A 19,512-nucleotide genomic window follows, 5' to 3' on the forward strand; every position below is an offset into this window, starting at 1 on the left:
TAGCCTCCCTCTGGGGCCTGCCACCCGCATCGCCCCATGACGTCCAACTCTTTATCCGAGGCTCAAGATGTTCTTTCAGGTCGTATTACTCACCTTGCTGGCGCTGTTGCCCATGGTCAACCCGCCCACCACGGCCACCCTGCTGCTGGGGCTGAGCAAGGGGATGTCGCGCGAACACGTGCGCCGTCAGGTCAATCTGGCCGCCATCTATCTGTTTTGCACCCTCTGCATCACCTTCTTTATCGGATCCTCGATCCTGGATCTGTTCGGGATCTCCATTCCGGGCTTGCGCCTGGCCGGTGGCCTCATCATCGGATTTATCGGCTTTCGCATGCTGTTCCCCGCCCCCAGCCAGCAGAGCGGGGTCGACATCAACCAGAGCATCGCCTTCGTACCGCTCACCATGCCCAGCATGTGCGGACCAGGTACCATGGCGCTGGTAATAAGCGGGGCAGCCCAGATCGCCGAGCTGCCTGACGAGTACAACCGCCTCACCATCTACGCCGGTGTGGTAACGGCGTTTGCCCTGATGAGCCTGATCAGCTGGGGAGTATTGAAGCTGGCGGACCCGGTCTGCAAGATCCTGGGCGCCACCGGCATCGATGCCATGACCCGCATCATGGGCTTCCTGCTGGTCTGCATGGGTATGCAGTTTTGCATCAACGGCATCAAGGAAGTGGCGCAGGATCCGGTATTCCACGGCGGCCAGGCTGTGCAAACCGCACCGGCGCTCCCAAAGGCTTCCGGCACGTTTGATCAGTTGCCGCAAAAGCCCACCGGCTCTGATTGAAAACGGTATCAAAAAGTCCCTGACGATCTGCACTGATCTTGTTCCTGATCATGTTATTGACACACAAATGAGTTAGTTTGTTTTTCATACAGACTTTATTCAGATGGACGCTGATAGGTTTGTTGATGAATACCCACTCAACTTCAGGAGAGTATGCAGATGGACAAGATGCTGACCGAAATAGGGAGCCATAGCCTGTTTCACGAGTACCTGAACGTGGTTGGGATTGCGAGCCCATCCCTCGCCAAGATCGAGCAACACTGGGAATATAAAGATCAAGAGCAGCTGGTTGCCAAAATCCAGATCGACAAACAGGGTAACGCTCGCTATTTCATCGACGCCCGCGCCATATCCGTCAACTGATACCGAATAACCCGCCAGCCCCGGTCCACCGACCGGGGCTTTTTGTTGCCAGTGGTTCCCTGAATAGCAAAACCCCGGCAAGAGCCGGGGTTTGAATGCGTCGGGTTACGCCGTTGCGCGGCTAACCAAAACCTACGAAGTGCCACCCACGGTGAGCTGATCCAATTTTAAGGTGGGTTGGCCGACACCGACTGGTACGCTCTGCCCCTCCTTGCCGCAGATGCCAACCCCGCGATCCAGCGCAAGATCGCTGCCCACCATGGAGACCTGGCTCATCGCCTCGGGGCCGTTGCCGATCAGGGTCGCGCCCTTGATGGGGGCGGTGATCTTGCCATCCTCGATGAGGTAGGCCTCGGAGGCGGAGAAGACAAACTTGCCGGAGGTGATGTCCACCTGACCGCCACCGAAGTTGGGGGCATAAATGCCCTTCTTCACCGAGGCGATGATCTCGGCCGGATCGTACTGACCCGCCAGCATGTAGGTGTTGGTCATGCGCGGCATCGGCATGGCAGCGTAGGATTCGCGGCGCCCGTTGCCGGTGAGTGGCACGCCCATCAGGCGAGCGTTCTGCTTATCTTGCAGATAACCCTTGAGGATACCGTTCTCGATCAGCACGTTGTAGCCACCCGGCGTCCCCTCGTCATCGATGGAGACGGAACCACGGCGACCCGGCAAAGTGCCATCATCGACGATGGTACAGTGTTTGGAAGCCACCTGCTCGCCGATGCGGCCAGCAAATGCGGAAGATCCCTTGCGGTTGAAATCCCCCTCCAGACCATGACCCACCGCTTCGTGCAGCAGCACGCCGGGCCAGCCGGAGCCCAACACCACCGGCATGGTACCGGCTGGCGCGTCGATGGCTTCGAGGTTGACCAGCGCCTGACGCACCGCTTCACGCACATAGCCAAAGGCGCGGCTCTCCAGCCCGTCCAGTTCGAGGAACCAGTCGTAACCAAAGCGCCCGCCGCCACCGGCACTGCCACGCTCGCGGCGATCGCCCTTCTCGGCGATCACGGTCACCGACAGACGCACCAGCGGACGCACATCGGCGGCCAGGGTGCCGTCGGTAGCGGCCACCAGCACCTCTTCGTAGACGCCGCTGATGGAGGCCATCACCTGATTGATGGCGGGATCCAGACTTCTGGCGAACTTGTCCATCTGCTCCAGCAGAGCGATCTTCTGGTGCTTGTCGAGGGTCTGCAGCGGATCCATGGCCGGATAGAGCAGGTTCGCTTCGGTGCGGGCCCACGCCTTCACCTTGCCGTGAGCACCGGCAGCGGCGATGCCGCGAGCAGCAGTCACCGACTGTTGCAGCGCCAGCAGGCTCAGCTCGTCCGAGTAGGCGAAACCGGTCTTTTCGCCGCTGACGGCGCGCACCCCCACACCCTGATCGATGTTATAGCTGCCATCCTTGACGATGCCATCTTCCAGCATCCAGGACTCGTGCCAGCTGCGCTGGAAATAGAGATCGCCGAACTCGACCTGATGACTCATCAGGCTGCCGAGCAGCTGCTGCAGGCGCCCTTCATCGAGGTCGTTCGGGGCCAACAGGGAGGCACTAACCTGGCTCAATAGACTCAATCTTCTTCTCCACTCTCGTAGCGAGCTGTTTTAAATCGTCTTGCCGACGGGTTGGCAACAAGCCACACCATCACAACAAACGGGCATGCTCCAGCACGGACAAACGGCTGCGTTTCAATTTTTCACCACACCATCAGAGCAAACGGGCGTGTTGCAGCACTGGCATGGTGCGTTTCAATTCGTCGATAAGCCCGGGCTCCATCTTCGCCAGCACGGTGCCGCGCCCGCACTCTTTGCTCGCCAGCACTCGGCCCCAGGGGTCGATCACCATGCTGTGGCCCCAGGTCTGGCGCCCCGTCTCGTGGGTGCCGCCCTGATTGGCAGCGACTACGTAGCACTGGTTTTCGATGGCGCGAGCCCGCAGCAGTGGCTCCCAGTGCGCCTCGCCGGTCACGGCGGTAAAGGCGGCAGGTACCAGCAGCACGCGGGCACCGGCACGGGCCAACTGGCGGTAGAGCTCGGGAAAGCGCAAATCATAACAGATCGAGAGGGCGAGGGGACCAAAGGGAGAATCCACCAGCACAGGCGCCTCCCCCGGGCTGAAGGTCTCCGACTCACGGTAGCGACCGTGATTGTCCGCCACATCCACGTCGAACAGGTGGATCTTGTGGTAGTGGCTCCTGAGCTCACCGCTTGGATCAAACACCAGCGAGCTGGTGTGGATATGGTCTGAACCGGCGATGGTGGTCGGCATAGCCCCCGCCACCAGCCAGATGCCGTACTCTCGGGCCCATGCGGCCAGTTGTTGCTGGATGGGCGCGGCTCCGCCCAGATCGGGGCTGGGGTCGGGGCCAATTGCCTCGGCACCATCCAGATAGCCCTGCCGTTCACCAAACAGGGCAAAGTTCTCCGGCAGCAGCACCAGCAGTGGCCGCTCTTTGGGCAAGGCCGCCAGCTCGGCGGCGATCTGCTCCCGGTTATCCTGCCAGCGACGGCCAGATACCAGCTGTATTGCGGCTAACCACATGACTCTCTCCTTGTCCGCGTTAATCACGATCCACAATATTCGGGTCTTTATCCATCTCGGCCAGCAGCTTGCGAAGATGATGCCTGACCAAGCCACGCTGGCCCCGTTCCGCCCATTTGAGGCAATCGAACAACTCCCACACCAGGCCATCCCCTTCAGCCATATAGGCAGGAAAGTCCCAATGGCTTGGGGCAGGGCCAGATACCTCAAGCGCACCAAGGGAGAAAGTTTTATCGAACAGTGGCAAATAAGGTTTGGCAAGGGGGAACTCAGCCCCCCGATCAAGGATGTGGATCTCGATGCTGGACATGTCGAGAAATATGAAGCGCCAGTATGAACAGACCTCTTCATGTCTTCCTTGCCAGCAGTGAAAGATGGGCCGATCCCCCACAATGGTGCGCACCAGTTCGTCTCCCTGCTTATGGAAGCCGGGCTCGGCCAGCAGCAAGAGATCGACATCGGATACCCGGTCTGCCTTGCCCTTGGCGAGCGACCCAACCACTACCCCGGCATCAATCGCAGGATGGGCTGCGCCATGTTTCATAACCGACTCCAGCAGTGCGCGCTGCAGTGGCGGGATGGCAGCCCAGTGCTCATCCACCATCATAACGGCCCCTCTGACACAACCCGATCCCCCGCCTGCAGGGTGTAATCCAGTACAATGATTCGCTCCAGCACAGGACGGAAGATGGCCTTGAGGGCATCGTGATCAGGATGGGGCAGATAGCGTTGGCGAGCCGCTTCGTCGGCGAAGGTCATCAGTACGCTGTGGGTAAAGCCACCATCCCTCCCCTCCGGGCTGTCATTCTCCCCCCACTCCACGGCGGTCACGCCGCTGACCTGATGGGGAATGGCGAGAAAAGCGTTACGCACCGCGTCTATCCGGGCAGGCTGGGTGTCCGGCTTGAAGGCGATCAGCAGGATATGTCGGATCATGGCTCACTCCTTGTGATGGTGCCGGGCCGCTCGCTCAGCGCTGAGCCGGCCCCGCGTGTTTGGGGCTCAGCAGGAAAGGGGTCACCTCTTGGGTCGGCAGGCTGGGGGCAACGGCATCTACCGCCTCTTTCTGCTGCTGGTTGAGCTTGATGCGCGCGCGATCGCGCCCCGCCTCGATCAGCTTGGGTGCGTCGAGCGGGCCCGAGATGCGAAAATCGATGCGGGTCACCACATCCACTACCGGCTCCAGCAGTTTGGAGAGGGCCAGCACATAGAGACCCGTGACCGGCGTGATGGAGAAGGCCGCCACCACCGGCAGGGTGCCCCCCAGATTGGGGGAAAAACTCAGCTCGTAGTCGAGCCGCCAGCGCACCAGATCGGCGATCCCCTCGCCGCGCAGGTTGCCTGCCGCCCCCTTCATATAGAAATCATCGTTGCTGACCTGCCCCTGCTTGATGGTGGCTGAGGCGGACATGGACTCGAAGTAGAAGCCCTTGTCGAACACATCGCGAAAATCGAGCCGCAGCTTGCGCAGCAGGGAATCGAGGCTGAGCAGGGAGAGCAGTCGCGCCCCCTTGTCGTTGACCTCGCGCAGAGTGCCGCCCTCCAGCTGATAGTTGGCACTTCCCCCCAGAGTCGGCAGGCTCGGGCGGTAGGGCACATCCTGCCAGTTCAGATCAAAAGCGAGGGAGCCGGGGGCATCGCCGATGGGCGAGGTGTAGCCGAGCCGCTTGAGCAGCAGCTCGCTGTTGTTGCTGGTCAGCTTGCCACGGGCGCGGGTCTCCATCCGGTGGCCATCGGCCAGCCAGTCGACGCTGCCGGTGAGCTGACTCCCCGCCAGCCGCACATCCAGCCCCTTGAGGGTCACCTTGTTGGCGCCGGGCACCAGCTCCCCTTTCACTTCCCCAAGAGGTAGCTCGCCAAAGCGGCAATCGACACAGCTCACCTTCAACCAGGGGATGGATGCCATGATGGCGTTGTCCTGTTTGGCATCGGGATCCGGGCTGAGATCCGAACTCTTGCCGGACCAGTAGATGCGGGCAAACTTGGCATCCACCGGGCGATTGGCCACTGCGGGCAGGCGGATCACTCCCATCACGTCGGGGCTGTCGATCATCACTTCGGTCGCCTGATTGGTCGGCCCCACGGTGAAACGCGCCGCCTTGAGGGTGGCACTGCCGATATAGGCGCGAGCCAGCTGTCCATCCACCCACCACTCCTGCGGCAGGAAGGCCGGGCCAACCACCGCATTGCCAGTCTGGTTCTGCGCTGGCAACCACTGCTTGAGTCTGGCCAGCCAGCCACCGACATCGGCCTCCTGCTGGTTGATGGCGAGCAGCATGGGGGCATCGCGCATTACCCGGGCGCCCGGCTGACCCACATCGACCCGCACCCGGCTGAGATAAGGTACCCCTTCGCCGTAGACCAGTCGGGTCTGCATATCCACATCAGCCCCCAGTACGGCACGAATGTCGGCGCTGCCATCCCGGCCACGGGCGATCACCTTGAGCGGCAGCCGGCTGGCGCTGCTCTTGGCCAGCGGCAGCGGCAGATCCAGCGCCATCCCCTGCAGGTTGGAGTCGAGCGCCAGCTGGAAACTGAACGGCTTGCTGTCGGGCAGGGTCAACCCGAGCTTGCCGCCCCAGTTACTGCGGCCGTTGAGAATGCCGAATGAAGAGATGGCGGCGGGTTGGCGGCGACTATCCCACTGCCCCTTGAAATCGAGGTCGACCTGATAGTGATCCGGATGCTGGCGCCCCTGATAGTCGAGGGTCAGCGGCTGGTTCCACAAACTCGCCTTGAGGTTGCTGAAGCGGGTCTGTTCGTTGTCATATTCGAGACGCCCCTGCACCTTCTCCAGCGGCAGATCCAGACTGGCGACCCGCACCTTGTTGTTGCTGAAGGTGGCATCACCGCTCGCCTTCACCTCGCTCTCGCCATCGAGAGGAATATCGAGCTTGACCGAACCGGCCATCGGGCCGCGGATCTCGATCTCCCGCAGCGCCTGACCTACCGAACTTCCCAGCGGGGAGTCCTGCAGGTAGTCGCTGATGGCCTTGCCCTCCCCCTGCACCTTGGCATCCACATAGAGGTGGGCACCCGGGGAGAGATCCGGGATCCAGGCATGTACCGAGTCAGAGCTCGCCTTGCCGAGTTTGGTGGATCGGCTGCGCATATCGAGGCCGGCATTCTGGAACAACAGGTCGATCTGCAGGTCGGTAAGCGGTTGCCAACCGGGGAAGAACTCGTAGGTGGCCTGCTCCAGCGGCACCGCCACCTGGAATATGCCCTTGCCGTTGTCGTAGGGGAAATCCCGAAACTCCCCATACCAGAGCAGGTCGGCCCCCTTGGCCTTGCCCCCCTTGATGGCGCCGCTCAGGTAATCCACCAGCCCCTTGTCCATCGCCTGCAGCGGGAAGTAGCGATCCGCATGGCCCGCATTCTTCACATCGATGCGGCCGGTCAAGGCGAGGAAAGGGTGCTCGAACAGATCGAGGCGGAAACGGCTGGCCAGGGTCAGATCCGGGTTATCCAGCGCGATATCCTGCCCGTAGAGCACCCAGCCCTGTTCCTCGCGCCACCAGTCGAGGCGGGCCGAGAAGTTGTCGACCGGGATCGGCATCTTGAAGTGACGGGCGGGATCCACCTTGTCGTTCGCCAGCGCCAATCTGGCGCTACCGCCGGTCGGGGTAAGCCAGAACTCGCCGTTGAGATCCTGCATCCCGGGTATATCCTGCCAGGCCTTGAGACGCACCTTGCTGAAGCGGCCACTGAGGGAGAGACCCTGCCAGTCGGCGTTGGCCAGCAGCGTCAGATCCTGCACCGAACCCTGCGGATTGGTCTGGCGCAGGGTCTCGCAGAGTGTGGGGTAGAGCGCCGAGACCAGCTGACTGATCTGGGTGATCTTGTCGAACTCTATGCTGGGCAGATAGCCCTGCACCCGATCCCCGATCCGCTCCAGCTGCAAGCGGCTCTGCAACCAGGGTTTGCCATCCAGCTTGAAGGTGACGTTGTGGCTGGCCAGCTGCCAGTCGGTGCCCTCACGGCGCAGCTGGATCTTGCCGCCATCGAGACCGAAACGGTGCATCTCCCCTTTCTTGGGATCCTTCCAGATCAGGTAGTTGTTGCCAAACGCCAGCAGGGTATTGCCCAGCTTGCCGCTGTCAAACTCGCTCCAGAGCTGGAAGTCGAGCTGACCGGCAACCTTGGGTTCGCCCGCATGGATCTTGGCCAGGGTCGGGGTGATATCGAGCTGGCGGGCCCCCAGATAGAGTTGACCCTTGAGGCGATCGAGCCGGGCAGTCGGGGCGTCCACATCCAGAATCAGATCGATGGTGCTCTCACCCACCCCGTTGATGAGGTAAGCCTTGCCTACCCCCTGATGGCGCTTGCCACGGTTCTGCCAGCGCAGTTGGGCGATGTCGAGGGCGCGCAGATCACCGAGGGAGGTGGTGACGCTGAGGCGGGTATTGTGCACATCGAAGGTGGAGAGCTGGGTCAGCAGAAAGCGCAGCAGGGCGCCCTGCTGGGGATCGCCGGAGGGGCTCTCGTCAGCCGGTTGGCGCAAGTCGATGGTGATATCGCCATCGCTCAGGATCAGCTCGCCAAACACCGGCTTTAGCTCGTTAATAGTGCGCCAGAAGTCGAGATGCACCCAGGCTTTGCCGAGCTGTACGGCAAAACGCCCCGAATCCGGGGCGATGGCGAGTTGCTGCAGTTCGAGGGCGGGCCCGGACTGTGTCCAGTCCAGCCCCACTTGCTCCACGCTGACCTTGAGTTGTGAATCACCCAGCAGAGTGTGGATCAGACTCTCCCGGTATTGATTCAGCAAAGGGCCCCCGACCCGTACCAAGGTGACCAGCATGGCCATCAGTACGAACAGGACCCCCAGGGCCAACCAGCCCCGACTCAGCCAGCGATAGACCAATTACATCATCACCACGTCGAACTGCTCCTGACCACAGAGGGGTTCGCTCACTACCCGCACCTGCTTGCCGATGAACACTTCCAGCTCCGCCAGACTGTGGGACTCCTCGCCATGGAGGTAGTCGGCCACGGCCGGGGCAGCGTAGACGGTAAACTGATCCGCATCGTAGGCACGATTGACCCGGATGATCTCCCGCAGGATCTCGAAGCAGACCGACTCCACCGTCTTGACCCGGCCGCGCCCCTTGCACTCGGGGCACTCGGAGCAGAGCACATGCTCCAGACTCTCGCGGGTGCGCTTGCGGGTCATCTCCACCAGGCCGAGCTGGGAGAAGCCGTTGACGTTGGTCTTGGCACGATCCTTTGAGAGCGCCTGCTCCAGACTGTGCAGCACTCGGCGGCGGTGATCCTCCGACTGCATGTCGATGAAGTCGATGATGATAATGCCGCCGAGATTGCGCAGGCGCAGATGGCGGGCGATGGCCGCCGTCGCCTCGACGTTGGTGTTGAAGATGGTCTCTTCCAGATTGCGATGGCCGACAAAGGCGCCGGTGTTGATATCCACCGTGGTCATGGCTTCGGTCTGGTCGATGATGAGGTAGCCGCCAGATTTCAGCTCTACCTTGCGCTCCAGCGCCCGCTGGATCTCGTTCTCCACGTCGTAGAGATCGAAGATGGGCGACTCGCCAGGATAGTACTCTAGCTTGCTGGCCAGCTCCGGCACGTACTCTTCGGTGAAGCGCTTGAGCTGATCGAAGCTCTGGCGGGAATCAACGCGGATCTTGTCGAGCTCGGCACCGACGAAGTCGCGCACAACCCGAAAGGCCAGACTGGGATCCTCGTAGAGGATCTTGCAGGGGGGATACTTCTGCTTGCGCTCGAGGATCTTGCGCCACAGACGCTTAAGGAAGGCTGCATCCTGCTCCAGCTCCTGCTCCCCCACCCCTTCGGCGGCGGTGCGAATGATGTAGCCACCCAGCTCGTCCACATAACCGGCCACGGTGCGCTTGAGGCGCTCCCGCTCTGCTTCGGACTCGATACGTTGGGAGACACCGACGTGGGCGCTGCCCGGCATAAAGACCAGATAGCGGGATGGCAGGGTGATATCGGTAGTGAGACGGGCACCCTTGGTACCCAGCGGATCTTTCACCACCTGCACCATGATGTCCTGCCCCTGACGCACCAGCTCGGCGATGTTACCGACCTGGAACTGCTCCTTCTCCTTCACCGCCACACACTCGGTGTGAGGGACGATATCAGAGGCGTGTAAAAAGGCTGCCTTGTCCATGCCGATATCGACGAAGGCCGCCTGCATGCCGGGCAGCACCCGGCTGATCTTGCCTTTGTAGATATTGCCCACGATGCCGCGTTTGGCCTGACGTTCTACATGCACTTCCTGCAGCAGACCGTTTTCGACCAGAGCGACCCGAGTTTCGGAGGGGGTAACGTTAACCAGCAGTTCTACCGACATAAGTAACCTTGCCTGTTCCAGTTTTGAATTCTATAGAGCCAATCCGGTACAACGCGCGCAAGGGAGAAACGCAGCAGAGCACAGCTGACGGGAAATTATTTGAGCTGTTCCAGATGATGCTTGATCAGCAAGTCTGTCTCCAGCAAGGGCAGGCCGACCACGGCGCTATAGCTCCCTTCGATGCGGCTGACAAACTTGCCGGCAATACCCTGAATGCCATAAGCCCCGGCCTTGTCACAGGGCTCACCGGTCTGCCAGTAGGCCTCGATCTCGGCCTCGTCCAGCTTGCGAAACGCCACGTTGGTGGTGACCAGACGCACGTCACAACGATCCTTGCTGGCCAGCGCCACCGCCGTCATCACCTGATGCACCTTGCCGGAGAGGGACTCCAGCATATCTTTGGCATCCAGCAGGTCGGACGGTTTCTCCAGTACCCGGTCGCCCAGCACCACTATGGTGTCGGCACCCAGCACCGGCAACGCCGTCGGCGCACACGCCACGCCCGCCATCGCCTTGTCACGGGCGAGGCGGCAGACGTAATCCTGCGCCTTTTCCCCCTCTTCCCGCTGCTCGGGCACATCCAGTTTCAGCACCTCGAAGCGGTAGCCAATCTGGGTCAGCAGTTCACGGCGACGGGGAGAAGCCGAGGCGAGATAGAGTTGTGGTTCGTTGTTTTTGTTCATATTTACCTGATATTGAAGCGGCGCCGCACCTTGCGCAGTACCAGAAACACCCAAGGCCATATTAGCATCGTCGTCAACGTCGACCAAAAGTAGGAGAAGTTGAGACTGGCCTGGCTGAACAGATGCTCGGCCCAGAATACCGTCATTTTACCCACCAGCGAGAGGCCACCGATGATCAGTGCCTGCTGCCAGAGGGAGAAGTTGCGGATCTTCTGGAACTGGAAGGCCGCCAGGTAGGTGGTGATGGCCATCGCCATCGCCCGCACGCCGAGGGTGCTGCCAAGCAGCACATCCAGCAGCAGGCCCGCCACCCAGGCGGTGCCGACGTTGGTCCGATGCGGCAAGGCCAGCGCCCAGTAAATGAGCACCATGGCCAGCCAGTCCGGACGGAAGGGGTCAAATTCGAAAGGAAGCGGCAGGATCGACAGGCTCAAGGCCAGCAGGATCGAGATCCAGATCCAGATCCTGCCGCTGGCGGGTTCTAGCATCAGCGGGTGGCTCCTGCGGCGGACGCAGCGGGAGCCGCCCGTTCGCCATCCTCATCATGTACTTCAGGCTTCTTGTCGGTCCACAGCAGCAGCAGATAGCGCAGTCTGTCCAGCTCCACCAGCGGCTTGGCCTCGACCTGAGCGAAGGGCTTGCCCTCCACATACTCGGAGCGGGTCACAGTCGCCACCGGATAGCCTTCCGGGAAACGGCCACCCAGACCGGAGGTGACCAGCAGGTCACCCACCTGAATATCGGTATTGCGCGGCAGGTTGCGCAGCTCAAGCTTGTCGAGCTCGCCACTGCCGGAAGCAATAGCACGCAAGTCGTTGCGCAGCACCCGCACCGGAATGCCATGGCTGGAGTCGGTGATCAGCAGCACGCGACTGGTGGTGGAGCCCACATGGAGCACCTGACCAATCACCCCCTGATCGTTAATCACCGCCTGACCGTTGTAGACGCCATCCAGCGCCCCCTTGTTGATCAGCACCTGATGGCTGAAGGGGTCGGAATCCACCGACAGCAGCTCGGCCACCATCTTGCGGGACTCCTTGTGCACCGGCGAACCCAGCAGCTCACGCAGCCGCTGGTTCTCGTGTTCCAGCTGATCCATTTTGAGCAGACGGGCCCGCAGGGTAAACAGCTGTTGCTCCTGCTGCTTGGTCTGCTCGATGAGATCGGCACGGGTCTGCACCTGGGTCGACATGGTGTCGAGCAGGGTACCCGGCGCATTGGCCATGTATTGCAGGGGACTGACTAACGAACTGAGGTAGACGCGGACATGGGTAAACACACCGAAGCGGGAATCCGCGACGATGGCAGCGATGGAGATGATGACGGCGAGAAACAACCGTAACTGAAGCGAAGGGCCTCTACCAAAAATGGGTTTCATGGGTCGTCAAAAAAGAGCCGGCACGCTGGCCGGCTTTGGGTCTTATTCGTAGTGGAACAGATCGCCACCGTGCATATCGATCAACTCCAGCGCCTTGCCGCCGCCACGGGCCACACAGGTGAGGGGATCTTCGGCCACGACGACAGGAATGCCGGTCTCTTCCATCAGCAGACGGTCGATATCTTTCAACAGTGCGCCACCACCAGTCAGCACCATGCCGCGCTCGGAGATGTCGGAAGCCAGTTCCGGCGGAGACTGCTCCAGCGCCACCATGACGGCAGCCACGATACCGGACAGCGGCTCTTGCAGCGCTTCCAGGATTTCGTTGGAGTTGAGAGTGAAGCTGCGCGGTACACCTTCAGCCAGGTTGCGACCACGCACTTCAATCTCGCGCACCTCTTCGCCCGGATAGGCGGAGCCGATCTCGTGCTTGATGCGCTCGGCAGTCGCTTCACCGATCAGGCTGCCGTAGTTGCGACGGACGTAGCTAATGATCGCTTCGTCAAACTTGTCGCCACCGATACGGACGGACTGGGAGTAGACCACACCGTTCAGAGAGATGATGGCCACTTCAGTGGTACCACCACCGATATCAACCACCATGGAACCGGTCGCTTCGGATACCGGCAGGCCGGCACCTATGGCAGCAGCCATAGGCTCATCGATCAGGTAGACCTCACGGGCACCGGCGCCCAGTGCGGACTCCTTGATGGCGCGACGCTCAACCTGAGTTGAACCGCACGGTACACACACCAGCACACGCGGGCTGGGGCGGAAATAGTTGTTGTCGTGAACCTGCTTGATGAAGTGCTGCAGCATCTTCTCGGTCACGTAGAAATCGGCGATCACGCCGTCTTTCATCGGGCGGATTGCGGAAATGTTGCCCGGGGTACGGCCCAGCATCTGCTTGGCGGCATGACCGACAGCAGCGACCGATTTGGCGTTCCCGCGCTCTTGGCGAATGGCGACAACTGAGGGTTCGTTAAGGACGATCCCTTGATCTTTTACATAGATCAGGGTGTTGGCAGTTCCCAAATCGATCGACAGATCGTTGGAAAAGACGCCTCTGAGCTTTTTGAACATGGCTACGGGAAATCCTAAGAATTTGGAGGTGCAGAAAACCGGCTAACTTTACCAATGCCCACCCCAATGGGCAAGCGCTCAAACTGTCGCCAATCAATCAGGCGCGACAAAAATGCGAGTCATCACTCACTCGCACACGCTTGCAAACACTAATAAACAAGGATTTAGGGGGATGCTGTTGAGCCAACCCCCCTTACACATCAATTACTGCAATACTTCGCGCCGATAAATAATTCTGTCATTACCCCGGCTGGAGCCGAAAATGGCCTCACCTTGCAGGTTGCCGTCATTGGCACTCGTTGGGTCAGACAACCAGAGGGGCTGCGACGGCTGTTTTGCCAATTCGACCTTGTAGGGGATGCGCACCGAGATGTCCGGCTTGGCAAAGTGGAACAGGATCTCCCCGTCCTTCGCCAGTGCAGCATCCCCACCCGGTGCAGAAGTACCCAACCCCAGCTTGATCTTGCGACCCGCCCCCAGATTCAGCTCGCGAGTCGCCGCATCAAAGGTGTGGCTCGGATTGAGGAAAGTGAACCCCTGATTGGCCAAAGAGAGCTGGGTACATTGATCTTCCTTGTTTTGCAGCCAGTTGCCCGCTTCGTAATATTGCATCTGCAGTGGAATGGCCAGCGGCGCCGCAGCCAGCCCTGCAGCCATACCAGCTTGCAGGCGACCGTACAACAACTTTTGAGTACCCAGCAGCACCGCATTACACCCAAAACCGGAACATGCCCCAGCTACAGCAGTATTCATATTTGGATTAGCCAACAGTGTATTGCCGCCATCCTTATCATCGACTTTGATACCAAAGCTCAACGTGGCAAAAGGTGCTTCTGGACTCGCGGCGCGATCAAAACGGGTATTCAGCCCCAAAGGAGACTGCTGATTGATACTGGCGACACCATTTGCCCAACTGAGCGATGGCGACAACGTAATACGCTGGTCACGCGCAATGCCATCCAAAGCATTAGCCGCCACCATCTCAGCAACACCTTTAGCGAACGCCCCCTTATAGTTCTGTGTCGTCCCTTTCTGCAGATTGCGTGCAGTGAGGACAAAACCGCTGGCAAAGGGCTGACTCATGTATGTAAAGGCATTGCAGGCTGGAGTGATAAAACCGCCGCTCAAACTGTAATCCCAAGGCACAAAACGACCGATGGGCGAGCTCCAGCGCTGCACTGTCTCAAGTTGGGGAGATTCATCCTGATAAGCGGGATAAGGCACAAAATTGCTGACGCCTAACTGAATCACCCCTACCTCCGACCAATTCACCACCACATTATTTGCCACTCCGTTCGCCAACGAGATTGCAGTTGGCGAGAATGTTCCGGTGCCGCCAGCTGCCGGCGCTAACAGCGCCCAAGAGATCGCTTTATTACTGGTCGCAAAACCAGGGGTTAGCTGATCCTGCTCATTGAGGGCACGCGCTTGCAGAGTAAAGGACTCGCCCGCTTTACGATAGACAGGGCATGCTGCATATGTATTGTCGTTACTGCCCGAGCAGCCACTTTGTCCTTGTGCCTGGAGTGCGATCGCTTTAGGAATCACAGCAACCGTATCACTACCGGTCAGCTTAAGGGTGCCGGTGACATCATTCTTCTGGAAAGTAGCATCCAGTCGCAACACCCCCGCATCCGGATATTGCAACGTCAACTGACCAACCCCGTTGCCATCAAACAGTACGTTAACGTTCCCACTTGGCGATATTGTGCTGCCATTGATCGTCGGCACTGCATTGCTGGCAGTATCAGACACGACCTTGGTAGAGCCGAATTGCAGGGTCTGATTTCCTGTCAATAATGGAACGCATACCTTAGTTGCTCCAACATCGCTGGATTTAATGGCTCGAATCGTCGAGTTTGTTGAACTACCGGCATAAAAGGTGGAGAAATCAAACTGCAGAGCAGCATCGGAAAAATTCATAGAACAACTGCTATCAAGCACACCATCGCGATAACAACGTAATAGCGCCGAGGGATTTGCGCTTGATAACCCAATGACAACACTCTTGGCAGCCAGAGAAGATAATGTGATATCAGCTGTTCCTGAACTACCCAAGCTGACCGGGTTACTACTCCATCCGTTGCTCGGCGTCATACTGACACTGGCATTACCGTTATAAAGTTGGCTACAACTGTTATCAAGACACGCGGCAAGCCGAACCTGTGCGGGTTCACACGTCAATGAGGAAGAAGGATAATAAACCTCATAATGGTCAACAACCGCCGTAGCTGTACATTGGAAAGATTGGCTATCGATGCGCGAGTTATTGCCTAACACCACGGATTTACCATTCACGCGCCCCATTAAATATGAAGCAGAAGATAAGTTAATAGTTTTAGCTGAGCTATCTGCTTGATAGACCATCCCGGATAGGGTTGAACCATTGGCTAAATATGCACTATCATAAACAACCATCAGTAACTTACTGATGTCACCAGAAATATTTGAGCCAGGACTGTTAATGTAGCTGGCCGATCCCATATCGAGATTTTTAACAAATATACGAACCGGGCCATCAACAATGATCGATGTATCATTATTCATCTTCAATGTTTCGATCCAGTAATCGCCAGCGGCCAACTTCACCGTATAATCTCTACCACCACGCCCACTTCCCAAGTCAAGAACTTTAATGCTAATACCCGAGTTCTCGATATTTATTTGTGACTGATGAGCTGTGCTAATTGTCCCAAACTGATTTCCCTCCACGGCAGTGAGAAAACGCGTTTCGGCAAAACCAACGGAAATGTTACTACCTGCACTTAATGGAAACCGGGAAGAGGGAGCGCCAGACCAGCTATTTACCATACCTGCAGCAACACAAGCGCTATTATCACAGTTTAGACCAGATGTACCTTTTATCTGACCATTTGGACCGTATCCAAGGCGACCCCCTTGAGAACCAAATAACTGCCCTGCCGTATAATTCGTATTCCCTGAGAAGTCAATTCTGTCGCTACTTTCTCGACCTTGGGCTGGATAAGGAAAAACCTGTGTACATAAATCATCAAGTACAGGAATATCATTTTTAGGCGTGTAACGCAGGATCATATCATCCCAGCTTATATCATCCCTATCTCTGGCATTTACTGTTTCGATCCATAATTCGTAATTACCAGCAGCAAGCTCATAGTTTATATTCCAATTGACATCCCCATTGCTATTGAAGTAATAAACCAATGGTGTGCATACACTACCAACTGGACGGATAAACATGCGTGAACCGTTATTCACGCCCCAATCACGCAAGTTATATAACGTGAGTGCATTCAATTGTGACCGCTTATTAAGCGTGAATTGATACAATATATAAGTACCGTTTGGCGCGGGGGGATACCAGCGAGTAGCATCAGTATTCTCACCTATATGGGAACGTTCAATAAAATGGAACGCTGTCGTAGCACCATTGGTTACCAACCTTATATCTTTGAATGAAAAGTCATCCCAGTCTCTACAATAAGGGTCATACGCCCCCCAATAGTACCCATTTGAAAAACAACCACCCCAAACAGCCATCTTGTACTCACCGGGGTTTAGCAACCATCCGCCATAACGAGATACCCTATCCCGTGAATAGTCATTAGCCCTCTCATTCAGCACTACATTTCCTAGGCTGTCCCAAATAACAAAATTAGCTCCTGCATCCAAACCAGTAGCGCTCTCAAGCCGGAGCTCGGATAAGGTCACAGGGTGACTAATATAAAAATGGATAGGGTTGACAGGTATGTAAGCCGAAAATCGAGTCGAAACCAAGGTAGTTGGACGAAGGGCATTACTTGTATTATCACCAATCAAAAACTGTCCAGGTAAAACAATATCTGCTCGAGCCAACTGAGAGACCAAAAGCAGCAGCCATAGCAAAAAACACTTCATTTTTTGGCTCATATCTGGCCTCCATCATAAGCTTCGACCATCAGGGTTCGGCTCACGGCAAAATCAGGGTTGGCACTGTTAAGGTCCGAGCTGCCACAGGTTCCGACACTCTCGAGACGATAGCCATTGGTCACAGATCCGTTGTAGGTCACCGGCACCGTGGCGCAACGAACCACAGCCTGACAGTTGGTCAGCCCTGGATTGCCGGCAAAGCTCAGTGGGCTGCTTGCCAGACAGACCGCAGGTGGGATCGGTTGGGCAAGCGTGCGCTTGGGGAACAACCGATAGAGAGCCACTTCCAGCCCGCTCTGGGCGGCCAGCAGAGCCCGCACGCTGCGCACCTCCACGGTATTTTTCTCGCCGCTATCGACCAGAAAACGGCCCATGGCAGCCGCCAGCAGTGCCATCACCACAATCACAAACAGGGCGATCATCAAGGCACTGCCTCGCATCCGTCCGAAAGCCTGTGGATCAGGGCACATTGAACACCTCTATCTTGTGGTTGAAGGTGACCGACTCCCCCTTGCGCTCGAAGACAAAGCGCATGCCAAACTCCCCTTCGGCGTTAAACGCCGAGGTTTCCCGATAGAAGGTGCCAATACGAAGGGAATCCGCCATCAACACGCCCTGTGCAGGTAAGGGGGCTCCAATGGGGGCTGTGGCACGGGTCAGCGTGTTTCCTTCCACACAGTAGCGAACCTGCTGGTTGGCAAAGTAGACCCGGCTGCCGGGAGAGAGGCCAGTCAGACTCTCGGTGCTGGTATAGCGGATAGTTTGTGCTCCGGATACGGGTGTCAGAACATCGGTAACCCTGGCTACACAACGGCCATAATCGCAGCCTGCCGTAAGAGAACTGACATTTTTGTCCGGCACGGGGAATACAATCAGCTGATCGTCTTTTTTAACGGCGGTGGCATCCACATCCAGCGGATTGGCAGCAGAAGCCGGGGTCGCCATTACCAGCTCAAGGGTGGCCGTGCTCCCAGACATGGCGCGGTTAAGTGCCAGATAGCGGCTGGAGGTGCTGATGGGCCAGAACCGCAAACAGGCACCGGTGTCGTCCCATGTCCCGCCAGTAGTCTCGATCCGCTCCGAGCCCGGCACCGCATCACGCAATTCGCGGTTAAGCCGCTCCATGGCGAAGCGGGCATCGCTCATCAGTTGCTCACGGCTGCTGGCATCGCCATAAATCTGGGTACCGATACCGATAAACTGGCTGGTAAAGGTCGCCATAATCCCGAGCAGCAGGATGACCATCACCAGCTCGACCAGGGTAAAGCCACGGTTACCCCGAGGTTTGCGGTCGGTTCGATTGGCCGCCAGGCTTAATCTGGCGCCGGAGTTGGCTAGGGGCGCGGATATTCTGGTAGAGAGGCAACCCCCAACAGCAGAGCGATCCATCAGTAGTTCCCCCGGTAGAAGGAGAAGTCGAACACACTCTGATCCGGTAGCTTGATCTGCAGATCAATACGCTTGCCCACAGAGCAGGGGGCGACACAACTCTTGAAGGTGCCGTCGCTGAAATCGGCTCCACTCACCGCAATTTTCACCTGATAGTTGCGATACTCCTCGCTGCTGACTCCCATCGCAGTCTGAGTCAGCGTGTTGGCATCCACCCAGTTACCTACGGTATCGAAATCATCCACATCGTTATAGGCATAGGATGCGGGCTCGCCATCCGGACCATAACTGGTGGAGCAGGAAGAGATGGTCACCCCTGCCACCTGCTCGCCACAACGATAACGACCACCGTTATGATCCGAATGTTCATCAAACGACTTTTGCAAGATCTCGCCGGAGAGGCGCTGGGCCAGCTGGGCGGCGCGTACCTGCTGCACCGGGTCTACCGCCTGCGGCGCCTGATTAATAAGCAACCCCAAAATGCCGGTCAAGGCCACCGCCAGCAGCACGATGCCAACGATCAGCTCAATCAGGGTGAAACCACGCTTAAGGGATCTCATGGATATATCCCTCTGACTCAATCTGGATACGGCTGGTTTCGCGACCATCACTCACCAGCAAGGTACAACCGGTGGCGCAGCTGCCTAGCGGTCTGCCCATCTGATCGAAGCGCAACACGAAGTTGTTGCTGTTATTGAGGGAGATAGACATACCGGCAGAGGGGGTCACCAGCCGACCACGGCTGCGCAGATTGTCGGTCCAGCCACTGCTCAGATCATCGCTGGCGGGGCACGCTGCATAAGTACGGTGGGCAAAATGGGGGGAGGCAAGCACCAGCTGGGTGCAGCGGTTGGCGGGCTCATGCATATTGACGGTCTGCACCAGCCGCAAGCGGGTCAGCAGCTCGTCACGTACGGTTTGAGTTTCAAAGCCGCCTTTGCCCAGCCATTTGGGCACGGCAAAGGCGGCCAGAATCCCGAGTAACAGGATCACCAGTACCAGTTCAATCAGGGTAAAGCCTTTGGTGGCAGGTTTTGGATTATTCATGCCCGTCAT

The 19,512-nt window shown here is 58.2% G+C and carries 17 protein-coding genes; 2 read left to right on the forward strand and 15 right to left on the reverse strand.

Annotated features, from left to right (window positions below; genetic code table 11):
• The first annotated feature begins 67 nt into the window (after positions 1 to 67).
• Together VF684_RS10005 and VF684_RS10010 are read left to right on the forward strand one after the other, a co-directional pair.
• Positions 68 to 790, forward strand: a complete 723-nt coding sequence (locus VF684_RS10005) for a MarC family NAAT transporter (RefSeq protein ID WP_005357737.1) — start codon at positions 68 to 70, stop codon at positions 788 to 790.
• A 159-nt stretch (positions 791 to 949) separates the two neighbouring features.
• Positions 950 to 1,153: a hypothetical protein gene (locus VF684_RS10010; RefSeq protein WP_043822671.1), complete on the forward strand. Its 204-nt coding sequence runs from the start codon at positions 950 to 952 to the stop codon at positions 1,151 to 1,153.
• Positions 1,154 to 1,285: 132 nt separating this feature from the next.
• Here the strand turns inward: VF684_RS10010 and tldD are convergent, their stop codons facing one another.
• From tldD to VF684_RS10085, 15 genes are all read right to left on the reverse strand, one after another.
• Positions 1,286 to 2,734, reverse strand: a complete 1,449-nt coding sequence (tldD, locus tag VF684_RS10015; protein ID WP_026035085.1) for a metalloprotease TldD — start codon at positions 2,732 to 2,734, stop codon at positions 1,286 to 1,288.
• Positions 2,735 to 2,867: 133 nt separating this feature from the next.
• A complete protein-coding gene (locus tag VF684_RS10020; RefSeq protein ID WP_270819873.1) occupies positions 2,868 to 3,701 on the reverse strand; it encodes a carbon-nitrogen hydrolase family protein in 834 nt (277 codons plus the stop codon).
• Between the two features lie 19 nt (positions 3,702 to 3,720).
• Complete coding sequence (locus tag VF684_RS10025) at positions 3,721 to 4,308, reverse strand: nucleotidyltransferase domain-containing protein (RefSeq protein ID WP_139740294.1); 588 nt, start codon at positions 4,306 to 4,308, stop codon at positions 3,721 to 3,723.
• Positions 4,305 to 4,637 (reverse strand): Dabb family protein, encoded by a 333-nt coding sequence (locus VF684_RS10030; RefSeq protein ID WP_100647003.1) that lies wholly within the window; start codon positions 4,635 to 4,637, stop codon positions 4,305 to 4,307. Before VF684_RS10030 ends, VF684_RS10025 begins: the two co-directional genes overlap by 4 nt.
• Before the next feature lie 34 nt (positions 4,638 to 4,671).
• Positions 4,672 to 8,565, reverse strand: a complete 3,894-nt coding sequence (locus tag VF684_RS10035) for a YhdP family protein (protein WP_376899165.1) — start codon at positions 8,563 to 8,565, stop codon at positions 4,672 to 4,674.
• Positions 8,566 to 10,035, reverse strand: coding sequence for a ribonuclease G (rng, locus tag VF684_RS10040; protein ID WP_005340056.1), 1,470 nt, complete (start codon positions 10,033 to 10,035; stop codon positions 8,566 to 8,568). It lies immediately after the preceding gene.
• Between the two features lie 95 nt (positions 10,036 to 10,130).
• The gene (locus tag VF684_RS10045; protein ID WP_005340055.1) at positions 10,131 to 10,718 is read right to left on the reverse strand and encodes a Maf family protein; all 588 of its coding nucleotides are present in this window, start codon (positions 10,716 to 10,718) and stop codon (positions 10,131 to 10,133) included.
• A gap of 2 nt (positions 10,719 to 10,720) precedes the next feature.
• Entirely contained in the window at positions 10,721 to 11,206 is a 486-nt protein-coding gene (mreD, locus tag VF684_RS10050; RefSeq protein WP_005340054.1) for a rod shape-determining protein MreD, read from the reverse strand.
• Positions 11,206 to 12,096, reverse strand: coding sequence for a rod shape-determining protein MreC (gene mreC, locus VF684_RS10055; protein ID WP_005340053.1), 891 nt, complete (start codon positions 12,094 to 12,096; stop codon positions 11,206 to 11,208). Before mreC ends, mreD begins: the two co-directional genes overlap by 1 nt.
• A gap of 42 nt (positions 12,097 to 12,138) precedes the next feature.
• Entirely contained in the window at positions 12,139 to 13,179 is a 1,041-nt protein-coding gene (locus tag VF684_RS10060; RefSeq protein ID WP_005340051.1) for a rod shape-determining protein, read from the reverse strand.
• 204 nt (positions 13,180 to 13,383) lie between these two features.
• Positions 13,384 to 17,067: a DUF6701 domain-containing protein gene (locus tag VF684_RS10065; RefSeq protein WP_440174195.1), complete on the reverse strand. Its 3,684-nt coding sequence runs from the start codon at positions 17,065 to 17,067 to the stop codon at positions 13,384 to 13,386.
• Positions 17,064 to 17,489 carry an MSHA biogenesis protein MshP gene (locus VF684_RS10070; RefSeq protein WP_139440800.1) on the reverse strand — a complete coding sequence of 142 codons (426 nt, stop codon included), beginning with the start codon at positions 17,487 to 17,489 and terminating at the stop codon, positions 17,064 to 17,066. The genes VF684_RS10065 and VF684_RS10070 overlap by 4 nt, the downstream gene beginning before the upstream one ends.
• A 37-nt stretch (positions 17,490 to 17,526) precedes the next feature.
• Positions 17,527 to 18,456, reverse strand: a complete 930-nt coding sequence (locus tag VF684_RS10075; protein WP_181294840.1) for a PilW family protein — start codon at positions 18,454 to 18,456, stop codon at positions 17,527 to 17,529.
• On the reverse strand, positions 18,456 to 19,016 hold the full coding sequence (locus tag VF684_RS10080) for a prepilin-type N-terminal cleavage/methylation domain-containing protein (protein WP_107682227.1): 561 nt from the start codon (positions 19,014 to 19,016) through the stop codon (positions 18,456 to 18,458). Before VF684_RS10080 ends, VF684_RS10075 begins: the two co-directional genes overlap by 1 nt.
• Complete coding sequence (locus VF684_RS10085; protein ID WP_139440801.1) at positions 19,003 to 19,503, reverse strand: prepilin-type N-terminal cleavage/methylation domain-containing protein; 501 nt, start codon at positions 19,501 to 19,503, stop codon at positions 19,003 to 19,005. The genes VF684_RS10080 and VF684_RS10085 overlap by 14 nt, the downstream gene beginning before the upstream one ends.
• Positions 19,504 to 19,512: the final 9 nt, after the last annotated feature.

The sequence above is a fragment of the Aeromonas sp. Lyrl_2 genome, assembly GCF_051948815.1.
In the GTDB taxonomy this organism is placed as follows: domain Bacteria; phylum Pseudomonadota; class Gammaproteobacteria; order Enterobacterales; family Aeromonadaceae; genus Aeromonas; species Aeromonas veronii.